The sequence below is a fragment of the Nostoc sp. genome, assembly GCF_036916975.1.
Classification (GTDB): Bacteria; Cyanobacteriota; Cyanobacteriia; order Cyanobacteriales; family Nostocaceae; genus Nostoc.
Genome location: NZ_JBALFF010000109.1, coordinates 21,175 through 31,209 on the forward strand (window position 1 = coordinate 21,175; position 10,035 = coordinate 31,209).

Consider the following 10,035-nt stretch of genomic DNA (forward strand, 5'->3'; position numbering starts at 1 on the left):
ATGGCAAACACTATTACAATTACCGATTCCCTGGTTCCTAATGCTCTACCGAAACCAGCAATCATTCGACTAGAAAACATTTTCAAGATTTATGGTAGTGGTGAAACAGAAGTACAAGCGCTGAATGATGTCAACCTAATTGTGGAACAGGGCGAATATTGTGCAATCATGGGGCCTTCTGGTTCTGGTAAATCCACAGCCATGAATATTATCGGTTGTCTCGACCGTCCCACAGGTGGACATTATTATTTAGATAACCTTGATGTAGCTCAAATCGACGATCGCTCATTAGCACACATCCGTAATAAAAAGTTGGGGTTTGTGTTTCAACAATTCCATCTATTGCCGCAACTAACAGCACTAGAAAATGTGATGTTGCCAATGGTGTATGCTAGTGTGAACCCAAAAGAAAGAAGCGATCGCGCAATAGTTGCATTGACGCGAGTAGGTTTAGCAAATCGTCTCAACAACAAACCAACTCAACTATCTGGTGGACAACAACAACGAGTTGCGATTGCGCGGGCGATCGTTAATCGTCCCGTGGTACTCTTAGCCGATGAACCCACAGGCGCACTTGATTCGCGCACAACCCAAGAAGTCTTAGATATATTTAGCGAACTCAATGCTAGTGGAATTACCGTTGTCATGGTAACTCATGAACCAGAAGTTGCTCGTCAAACCCAGCGCATCGTTTGGTTCCGTGATGGTCAAGTAGTCCACTCCGATCTCGCACCATCTGACTTGAGTAACCTTGTCTCTTAACTTAATTAACGTCAATTCGATCAACCTCTCCCGGACAACCTCCCTTTTTTACAAGCCGAGGGAGGAGTAACCAAAAATTAGGGTTTTTGCTCCCCTCTCCGTGTCGGAGAGGGGTTGGGGGAGAGGTCAAAAAAGTACTTGTCGTCAGGTTAACTGATAACTGTTCAAAACAGCCAGAAAGCCCATTAAAGCATGTGTGATTTTTGACTTTTGCCTTGCGCTACTAAGTAGGTCTGCGAGAAAAAACAAAACTATGTAACGAAAAGTAAAAGCTCTGTATTTGGCTCGTAGTTGCGCTTTAGCGCTAAAGCGCAACTACAAACCAGTGATGATTATTTGCGCCGACTTACTTAGTCGCCAGTTACGATTACAAACTAGACGTTTTTCCAGTTTCTGCTTGCGTCTCAATTGGTTTAACATCGGTGTAACCCACTTCACCAGCTATTGTCCGAAACACCGAAATTTGCTCGTCAAAATCTAATCCTTCAATCTGGGAAACCAGATCGTTAATCGCCTTAGTTGGTTGGTAGCTAGCTGGTAAGTCAACCACCTTATCTCCCATAGCTACTGCCCAAGCATACCAAACTAACAGTTGATTGTTTTCTTTTATCGCCCCATAAGCGCGAGAATATTCTGTATCTTTGCGGTTAACTATATCCCGCATAATATCTAATTGCTGTTCATCTGATAACTCAAAATAATCTCCTAGCAGAAGTGGTGCTAACTCAGGTTCGGCCGCAGCTGGAGCAGCTGGTGTGATAGAATCACCCATTTTTTTATAAACTAAATAGAACCAGGCTAATTTGGCATCGGTATCTAAATTGTTAAACCCATCTACCAATTTTTGACTTTCATTGCTCTGGGCTTGAGAAATAGTTTTATCGTAACTTGCAGTCATAATTTTATTTCCAAAGAAATTTTACAGGTTAAACTAAGGCTTACCAAAGTTTGAGCATCAGTTTCTACTATCAAGAGAAAGATTTATATTAATTACAAATTGCAGCTTTAATCTATCTTTTAATAGAGGTAAAGCCTCTCCCAAGGGAGCAAGTAAACAGCTAATTACTTTGTTATGCTCTTTCGAGTAAGCAATAAAAAATTTAACCAAAGGATTTTAATTATGCCTGATGAAATAAAGCCCAATGTTAATGAAGCTCCCACCCATGATGCTCAATTAGCTGCCGATAGCATAGCTAGTGGTGAAGAAAAAGCGCCAAACGTCGATTTTGATGCTGATTATGCAACTGCACAACAATTCAGCGTTAGTGAAGTCGATCGCACCGGTGAAGGCGCAGCAGCAGCCGAAGCAGCCACTGCACCTAAATATCAAGCCTCTAAACCAGTAGAGACAAAAACTCAAACGCAGTCAACCGGTAATCCTGATGATTTTATCGAGTTAGCAAAGGAAGTTGGAAATTCTAATACTGAAGGTGTAACTAATGTCAGTGATGATCTAGTAAAACAAGCTTTAGAAAAGGGTGAACGCAAAAATTAAGTTTTCCTGGTATATTACTATTTTGTTAGGTGGGCATTGATATACATAGCCCACCCTACTGTTTTAGTGAATCGCCAATAGTTAAGATTTCCACTATCGACTTTTGACTATTGATAAAGAGTTTTTGGTACATACCTCGCCCCTTCTGGGCGAAAAAAACTAATAATTAAGACTAATTCAAACCACGTCCCTTGTAGACGTGGTTTCTTTTGGACTAATGACCAATGACCAATACTTCTCTTCTTAGGCTGCGCCAACGGCTTCGCTCAGTACCAATGACTAATGACCAATGACCAATGACTAATGACTAATGACTACCATTCATCACTTCTAGTAGTTCGCTAGGCCGTTGAATTAAATAATCTGGATTTTGCTTGGCTAGTACTTCCGGTGAATTAAAGCCCCAAGTTACTGCAATCACTTGGATATTTGCTTTCTTTGATGCTTCGATATCTCTGGTTTCATCTCCGACATAAATAACTTCTTGAGGTTGGAGTTGATTTTGTCTTAATACATTATTGATTATGGTTGTTTTACCAAAAATCGTAATTCCTGAGTAGATAAAATCAAATAGGTGATTTAAATCATTGATTGTCAGAAACTGCGTAACATTGTCTTTAGAATTAGAAGTGATAATTCCCAGTTTATATCCTTCATTTTGAAGTTCCGTTAATGCTTCTTTAATTCCCGGAATGGGCTTTAATTCTGGGATTTTGTTTTTTAATTCTCCTTTAACTTTTTTAACTAGAAAAGGTATCTTAAATAGAGAAACTCCTGAGTACTTAATAATTTCCCTAGATGTTAAGTTTTTAAGTAGGGATAATTGCTCTGGGCTTATGTGTCTATAACCAAAGTCTACAGCTAGACGATTGGCAATACTAACAAGGGCATCTACTGTATCAGCAATAGTGCCATCAAAATCAAAAATAATTACTTTCGGGGTCATTATTTCGCCGGGATGCGTCAAGATTAGCTAGGGCGTTGCGTCGTAACATTTCTGGCTTAATCCGCCGCAAGGCAGATGCTGGAAATCGTTTATCCCACTCCTTATCTGAGATTTGGGCTAATTCTAGCAGTTGGGGAGCAATATTCGCAGGATTTGGCTTAAACTCTTCAATATCAGTTGTGTTGGCAAAACGTTGATTCCAAGGACAAACATCTTGGCAAATATCACAACCAGCAACCCAGCCTTGCAAATTGGGTATTAGTGTCTCTGGCAATTCCTCTGCCCGATTTTCAATCGTATGATAAGCAATGCAGCGATTAGCATCCACGACAAAAGGCTGAGTAATTGCACCCGTAGGACAAGCCTGAAGACAACGAGTACAGCTACCGCAGTGTTCTGTATGTGGGCGATCGCTCTCTAATTCCAAATTGGTTAACACTTCTCCTAAAAATACCCAAGAGCCATATTCTGGTGTAATTACATTACCATTTTTGGCAATCCAACCAATTCCGGCAAGTTGTGCCAACACTTTTTCTTGCACCGGCCCAGTGTCTGTATAATAACGAGCTAATACACCTTCACCAAGTGATTCTAACCATCTGGCTAGCTGCTTGAGTTTTTTATGCATTACTTTGTGATAATCCCTTCCCCAGCCATAACGAGAAATTTTGGCATATTCCTCGCCTTCTGGGCGTTGATGTGGCGTATAGTAATTTAGCGCCACACACACTAGCGATCGCGCTTCTGGCATAACTTTGCGAATATCCTGGCGTTTTGGGTTAGCCATCCATTCCATATCAGCGTGATAACCTAGTTCAATCCATGCTTGTAACCTCTGCGCTTCTATAGCATCTACCCTATCTACAGCAGCAATTCCAACTTTGTGAAAGCCCAACTCGCCAGCTTTCTCTTTCACTACATTGCTGCTTGTTACGGAATACTGATTCATTTTTTTATCGGGATTGTGCCTCAACAAAGGCGATTTAATTCTACATTACCTAGTCAATCTCTTTGATTAACATTTGTTGCTTATCCTATATATAGCAAGGAACTCTTTACTGGCTGAAAAGTCTTTTTATGTCTAAGTTTTATTATCTGTTGATGTCGTAATCACTAAGACTTTTGCTATATAATAAATTTTCTTTATAGCAGTTTTCGTTTGGATTCAAAACATGGTATGGCACAGCATTGCTCATACGTGTCAACTTAAGTTGAAATCTGCTGAGTGGATGAATTTTGCCCTCACCCCCAACCCCTCTCCCAAAATTGGGAGAGGGGAGCAAATTCTCCAGTTTCCCGAATCCCAATTTTTGGATTGGGGGCTAGGGGATGAGGACAACCCGATAAGCCTTGCTCAACCTTACTTCTACCTTAAGTTGACACCTATGAGCATTGCTGTAATCCTACGACTGCTCTGTATTCCCATGTAATTGAGAACTGCTATATTGCAACATCTCAACCATCGTCAGGAAGATTTTTACAAATATGGCAATCTATCTCAACAGCAGGTTTCTTTTTAGCTATTTTTGTATTGAAATTAATTAAGTAGCATAATACAGATAATTATCTGAATTAAGTAAAAAAATATACAACTCCATAAATAACAAATTTATGGAGATTGTAATGGGTGAATGCGTGAATTTTGAATTGGGAGCGAAGCGACGTGACCTCTGCTGAACAGTTGAAAGAAGAATTCCAGATTGAGGGAATTACAGAAACAAGTGTACTGCGTTATTTTGAAACCTTAAATGCAGGAGAATTTGAGGCAACTGCTGCCTTATTTGCCGTAGATGGTGTGATGCGTCCACCATTTGAATCTGATATTGTGGGGACAGATGCGATCGCAGCCTATTTAAAACAAGAATCCCAAAAGATTAAAGCTTATCCCAACACCGGAATAGCCGAGGCTTTAGAAAATGCTTCGATTCAAATCCAGGTAACAGGGAAAGCACAAACTTCGTGGTGTAGTGTCAATGTATTGTGGTTATTTATCCTCAACCAACAACGGCAAATTTCATATACTAAAATCAAACTTTTAGCTTCTCCTCAAGAGTTACTTTCTTTACGTCGTGAAAACTAGCAAATAAGTTTAATAGCTTAGACAATGTTTGATCGTACCCAAAATCAAATCCAATCTTAGTAAATTCACATAACACATTACTTGAAAAGTAGTAATTTTTGTCTATTTCACTAATTCGGGTAAAGTAGCTTGTAACTTTAGACAATTGGCACCATCAATTTGCAATTGGTAGTCTACCTTATCCATGAGACGATTCATAATTAGCCAACCATAACCACCTTCTTGTTTTTCCATCGGGTTTGGAGCATAGTAGTCAGACATATCAAAACCTTCGCCGTAGTCCCAAACTTCGAGGGCAAGATCCCGATCTTTCACTTCCAAACGCAGTAAAATCGGTAAATTTGGTTTATCTTTGTGGGCATGACGGACTGCATTTGAGTAGGCTTCTACTAAAGCTAGTCTTAAACGGCTTGATTGTCGTGACCAGTCCACAGAATCTCCTAACTGGATTTTCAAACATCCCAGCAGCCAGGTTTCGACAATATTAAGAAAACTCAAGTCACTTGGTACATGAAGCTCACTTTTCATTACTTACAAAATCTCCAGTGAAAGTATAGTTTGATCATCTTCTTGAACGTGATTGTCTGCCTGGATGCGAGCTAGTAAATGGTTAAGAGAAAGGGGTTGTTGCTCTTGTTGCAAGAGTTGCCAAAGACCATCTTGATTCAGCATAGAACGGTTAACGGGGTCAACGCCATGCTCGTTTTTTACTGTTAAATCAAAATCATTTGATACCGTAGCTTCTGTAATTCCATCGCTTGCCAGTAACAATGTGTCTCCAGCAGCAAGAACCAAACGACCAGACTGTGCCTGCCACTTAGGCAAGATCCCTAAAGGAACGCTGCGAACTTTCAGGTAATTGGGATTGTCGCTTAAAGCACCTTGGCGTGACCATAACAGTGGATAAATATGACCAGCATTAGTGTAGACAAGTTCCTTAGTGGTAGGGGTATAACAAGCTAACACAAGAGTGATGAAATAATTGTTGCTAATTAAGTCTTCACTGAGAGCGTGGTTGAGGTTCTGCATGACCACATTTGGCTCGGCTGGTGCTTCTTGAGATAATTCTCGGCGCAAAACTGAAATAATACTAGCCATAAATAAAGCAGCTGGAACGCCCTTGCCAGAAACGTCACCCACTGCTAACCATAAATCGCCTTTGGGATGCACAAAAACTTCAAAAAAATCGCCTCCTACTTCCCGCGCTGGGTAACAGCAGGCTTGCACTTTCACACCTTTGATGTCAGGTAAAGTTTGGCGTAGCAAGTTATATTGAATTTGGCGGGCTACCTCCAACTCATTGTGAATCTGCTGTTGCTTTTCTTGGAGGCGTTGGTAAAGTTTTGCTTGAGAGAGGGCTAAGGCTGCTTGTTCGGCAACACCTGCAATTAGTTGGATGTCTTCGTCTTGCCAAGGGCGATCGCGTCCCCATTGATCGAGAACCAGCACAGCCAATAAATGCTGCTGATAGCTAAGTGGCACAACTAGGTGGTGAGAAGGATTACCCTCATATACATCTTGAGCAAGTTGATAATGACCAGTTTCGAGAACTTTTTCAATTAAAACACTGGGGTCGAAGAAGGAATCTGATACATTGGATTTGGGATCGCGGTATGAGAACTGGTCTGGTGTGAGGCGATCGCCCTCTACTGGTCTGAGTAAGCAATTGCTAGCTTCAAATGTTTGTCCAATCGTTGCGACAATTTTTTGCAGCATACTGTCGTAGTCTAGAGACTCTCGAATTGCCGTTGTTACAGCATTAAACAAAGATTCTCGCTGTAAGGCCCGACCTAACTCTTGGGTGCGCTTCTTAACTAGACGATATGTATCAGTGGCTTGCTCAACTAAGGCTCTGAGCCGTTCAGGATTCCAGGGTTTAGTAATATACTTGAATACCTGACCGGAGTTAATCGCATCCACCAAATCTTCGACATCAGTAAAACCAGTTAACAAAATCCTAATCGTGTCTGGAAACCGCTCTACGGTGTGACTAAAAAATTCAGTGCCATTCATTTCTGGCATTCTTTGGTCAGAAATAATCACCGCCATTTCACCAAACTGATCCAAGATTTCCAGAGCGCCAAAGGCATGATTAGCTTTATATACTTGAAAATCTCGCCTAAAAGTGCGGTAGAGTAAATCTAAGTTATCTGGCTCATCATCTACCACCATGAGCTTAAGTTTGTCCACTCCGATTTCAGCCATATTTGACTTTAGTTTTCACATATTTGAATGGCGAGATAATATAATTTTTATCCCACCTGAGAATCAACAAAAAATTAATAACTAATCATTTTCAACAGCTATTAGTTATCAGTGTTTTAAAACTTGATAACTGTTGACTCAATTTAACCTTATCCTACTAACCCAGAACGCAAGGCGCGGACTGCTGCTTGGGTACGGTCATCGGCACATAGCTTATTCAAAATATTGCGAACGTGAGTTTTAACAGTCCCAACAGTGATGTAAAGCCTTTCGGCAATTAGTGCATTACTACAACCTTCGACAATCAACTGTAGCACTTCCAATTCCCTTTCTGTCAGGGTGTAAGGTTGAATTCCTTCCAGATTATCGACATAATCAGGGTTAGAGGCAATGGTCTTGGTATCTACAAAAGCTGATTCCAACTTTTGAGGATTTTGTTGCGCTTGTTGTAATACAATCCGAGCGATGGCGGGATCGATCCAGGCGTTGCCATTGTAAGTTACTCGTACTGCTTCCAGCAAATTATCAAATTTGATATCTTTCATACAGTAAGAGTCTGCACCAGCCGCAAAAGCTGCCAACACAGCTTCTTTGTTATCCCGCAGCGTCAAAATTAACACCTTTGTTAATAGCTGCTGCTCATTAGCAATAGATTTTAACTCCCGTGTTAACTCAATGCCATCCTTATCTGGTAAACCAATATCTACAATGGCAATATCTGGTTGTACCATTTTTAACATCTTTAGCCCCTCAGCAGCATTGGCAGCTTCACCTACAACTTCAATATCATCTTTTTGCAGTAGTGCTGTCCGAATACCTACACGAGTTAGGTCATGATCTTCAATCAGAGCGATACGAATTTTACTCATAGCCAACTTCAGCCCGTTACACTACCTTAACCAGAAAGTCGAGTTTTGTGACATATTCCCACACTAACTGCAAGTAGTATAGTGGGGGCTTCTGTTCCCGGAACCAGAGTTACGAGTTGAGCGTTTCATACTTAGTAAAATATTACACTACTACAATAAAATTTGGACTGGTTCAGCCCAAGTACAAGCATCCAAGACTAATTAGTTATCAGAAAACTGGGTTTAAAACCCAGTCATAGTTGTAGAAAATCTGGCAGTTAAAAACATGGTTCGCCAGCCCGGTCTTGTTGTCCCAACAAAGAGGGACTGGCGAACCCGGAGAGTGAGAAACCATAAGTTAGCTAAATCAATTAGTGATGCTGGCTGGGGTCAATTTTGCACCATGTTGAAATACAAAGCTGAATGGTCAGGAAAAATCTACGTCGAAGTGGATAGATTTTTCCCTAGCTCAAAAACTTGTAGTAACTGCTTGCACAAGAGTGATAACCTCAGTTTAGATATTCGTAGCTGGCAGTGTCCTAATTGCAAAACAACACATGACAGGGACATCAACGCCGCGATGAATATCAGAGATGAAGGTTTACGACTTTTGGCGGGAGGGCATCTCGCTACTGCTTCTGGAGAAAGAGTAAGACCAAGTAAAGGCACTGCTTTTACAAGGCGTTTTTCTGTGAAGGAAGAATCCCCACGCCAATAGGTGCGGGGAGTTGTCAAGCTTTCTATTGTTGCACGGCAATGGGAATCTCTCGTGCCTAAGTTCTAAATATAAAAAATTTGATAAACTTAACATTCAAGTAAATCTGGTGTGAGGTTAATCCAGAATAGGCTATGTCTAAAGGCAATCAAGCATTTTTAGTATTGGGAATACCAGTTCATGTGATGGATAACTATCCAGGCTGGTTGTTAGAATGCCTGCGTGCAGGTAGAGGAATTCATGTAGTAACGCTCAATGCAGAAATGACTATGCAGGCAGAGCAGAATCAAATCCTAGCTCAGGTGATTAAAAATGCTGAACTAGTTATTCCAGATGGAGCCGGGGTTGTTCTGTATTTGCGATGGCTATTATGGCAAAAAGTGCAGCGTTTTCCAGGGATTGAATTAGCAGAAAAACTTTTGCAAGAAATCGGGCTACAGAAAACAGGGGCAAAGGTTTTTTTCTATGGAGGAGCGCCTGGAGTAGCTTCAACTGCGGCAGATTTTTGGCAACAGCAAATTCCAGATTTGAGTGTAGTTGGCACTCACTCAGGCTACCATTCCCCTGAAGAAGAAGCACAATTGCGAGAAACTCTGGCTCAATTGCAGGCACAAGTGATTTTTGTCGGTTTGGGAGTGCCACGTCAAGAGTTATGGATTGCCGAAAACCGCCATTTGTGTCCTCAAGCAATTTGGATTGGTGTTGGTGGTAGTTTTGATATTTGGTCGGGAACTAAAACTCGCGCTCCCGCCTGGTTAGGTAATAATAATTTGGAATGGTTATATCGGCTTTATCAAGAACCTTGGCGTTGGCGGCGGATGTTGGCTTTGCCAGCATTTGCTGTGAAAGCTTTTGTTTATCGTTTGACACTTGGGGTGTAATTAGTTGAGAGTTATGAGTTATGAGTTATGAGTTATGAGTTATGAGTTATGAGTTATGAGTTATGAGTTATGAGTTATGAGTTATGAGTTATGAGTTATGAGT

General features: G+C 41.0%; 11 protein-coding genes. 5 read left to right on the forward strand and 6 right to left on the reverse strand.

The window, feature by feature from the left end:
• A complete protein-coding gene (locus V7K73_RS26185) occupies window positions 1-762 on the forward strand; it encodes an ABC transporter ATP-binding protein (protein ID WP_334884447.1) in 762 nt (253 codons plus the stop codon).
• A 367-nt stretch (window positions 763-1,129) separates the two neighbouring features.
• Here the strand turns inward: V7K73_RS26185 and V7K73_RS26190 are convergent, their stop codons facing one another.
• Window positions 1,130-1,660 (reverse strand): orange carotenoid protein N-terminal domain-containing protein, encoded by a 531-nt coding sequence (locus tag V7K73_RS26190; protein ID WP_334884449.1) that lies wholly within the window; start codon window positions 1,658-1,660, stop codon window positions 1,130-1,132.
• 222 nt (window positions 1,661-1,882) lie between these two features.
• Between V7K73_RS26190 and V7K73_RS26195 the strand changes: the two genes are divergently transcribed.
• Window positions 1,883-2,257 carry a hypothetical protein gene (locus V7K73_RS26195; RefSeq protein WP_334884451.1) on the forward strand — a complete coding sequence of 125 codons (375 nt, stop codon included), beginning with the start codon at window positions 1,883-1,885 and terminating at the stop codon, window positions 2,255-2,257.
• A gap of 307 nt (window positions 2,258-2,564) precedes the next feature.
• Here the strand turns inward: V7K73_RS26195 and V7K73_RS26200 are convergent, their stop codons facing one another.
• Window positions 2,565-3,203 (reverse strand): HAD-IA family hydrolase, encoded by a 639-nt coding sequence (locus tag V7K73_RS26200; RefSeq protein ID WP_334884453.1) that lies wholly within the window; start codon window positions 3,201-3,203, stop codon window positions 2,565-2,567.
• Window positions 3,178-4,152 carry a tRNA epoxyqueuosine(34) reductase QueG gene (queG, locus tag V7K73_RS26205; RefSeq protein ID WP_334884454.1) on the reverse strand — a complete coding sequence of 325 codons (975 nt, stop codon included), beginning with the start codon at window positions 4,150-4,152 and terminating at the stop codon, window positions 3,178-3,180. The genes V7K73_RS26200 and queG overlap by 26 nt, the downstream gene beginning before the upstream one ends.
• A 714-nt stretch (window positions 4,153-4,866) precedes the next feature.
• On the opposite strand from queG, the gene V7K73_RS26210 reads away from it, so the two are divergent.
• Window positions 4,867-5,283: a ketosteroid isomerase family protein gene (locus V7K73_RS26210; RefSeq protein ID WP_334884456.1), complete on the forward strand. Its 417-nt coding sequence runs from the start codon at window positions 4,867-4,869 to the stop codon at window positions 5,281-5,283.
• Window positions 5,284-5,385: 102 nt separating this feature from the next.
• Here V7K73_RS26210 and V7K73_RS26215 read toward each other — a convergent pair whose 3' ends face one another.
• From V7K73_RS26215 to V7K73_RS26225, 3 genes are all read right to left on the reverse strand, one after another.
• The gene (locus tag V7K73_RS26215; RefSeq protein ID WP_334884458.1) at window positions 5,386-5,811 is read right to left on the reverse strand and encodes an ATP-binding protein; all 426 of its coding nucleotides are present in this window, start codon (window positions 5,809-5,811) and stop codon (window positions 5,386-5,388) included.
• A 3-nt stretch (window positions 5,812-5,814) separates the two neighbouring features.
• On the reverse strand, window positions 5,815-7,488 hold the full coding sequence (locus V7K73_RS26220; RefSeq protein ID WP_334884460.1) for a SpoIIE family protein phosphatase: 1,674 nt from the start codon (window positions 7,486-7,488) through the stop codon (window positions 5,815-5,817).
• 149 nt (window positions 7,489-7,637) lie between these two features.
• The gene (locus V7K73_RS26225) at window positions 7,638-8,357 is read right to left on the reverse strand and encodes a response regulator transcription factor (RefSeq protein WP_334884462.1); all 720 of its coding nucleotides are present in this window, start codon (window positions 8,355-8,357) and stop codon (window positions 7,638-7,640) included.
• 235 nt (window positions 8,358-8,592) lie between these two features.
• Here V7K73_RS26225 and V7K73_RS26230 point away from each other — a divergent pair, with 235 nt between their 5' ends.
• Entirely contained in the window at window positions 8,593-9,054 is a 462-nt protein-coding gene (locus tag V7K73_RS26230) for an RNA-guided endonuclease TnpB family protein (protein ID WP_334884466.1), read from the forward strand.
• Window positions 9,055-9,185: 131 nt separating this feature from the next.
• On the forward strand, window positions 9,186-9,932 hold the full coding sequence (locus tag V7K73_RS26235; RefSeq protein ID WP_334884464.1) for a WecB/TagA/CpsF family glycosyltransferase: 747 nt from the start codon (window positions 9,186-9,188) through the stop codon (window positions 9,930-9,932).
• Window positions 9,933-10,035: the final 103 nt, after the last annotated feature.

Excerpts from the sequence above, each read along its gene's own strand:
- V7K73_RS26220 (WP_334884460.1), bottom strand. The coding sequence starts at position 7,488 with ATGGCTGAAATCGGAGTGGACAAACTTAAGCTCATGGTGGTAGATGAT.
- queG (WP_334884454.1), bottom strand. The coding sequence starts at position 4,152 with ATGAATCAGTATTCCGTAACAAGCAGCAATGTAGTGAAAGAGAAAGCT.
- V7K73_RS26235 (WP_334884464.1), top strand. The coding sequence starts at position 9,186 with ATGTCTAAAGGCAATCAAGCATTTTTAGTATTGGGAATACCAGTTCAT.
- V7K73_RS26225 (WP_334884462.1), bottom strand. The coding sequence starts at position 8,357 with ATGAGTAAAATTCGTATCGCTCTGATTGAAGATCATGACCTAACTCGT.
- V7K73_RS26195 (WP_334884451.1), top strand. The coding sequence starts at position 1,883 with ATGCCTGATGAAATAAAGCCCAATGTTAATGAAGCTCCCACCCATGAT.
- V7K73_RS26200 (WP_334884453.1), bottom strand. The coding sequence starts at position 3,203 with ATGACCCCGAAAGTAATTATTTTTGATTTTGATGGCACTATTGCTGAT.
- V7K73_RS26185 (WP_334884447.1), top strand. The coding sequence starts at position 1 with ATGGCAAACACTATTACAATTACCGATTCCCTGGTTCCTAATGCTCTA.
- V7K73_RS26215 (WP_334884458.1), bottom strand. The coding sequence starts at position 5,811 with ATGAAAAGTGAGCTTCATGTACCAAGTGACTTGAGTTTTCTTAATATT.
- V7K73_RS26190 (WP_334884449.1), bottom strand. The coding sequence starts at position 1,660 with ATGACTGCAAGTTACGATAAAACTATTTCTCAAGCCCAGAGCAATGAA.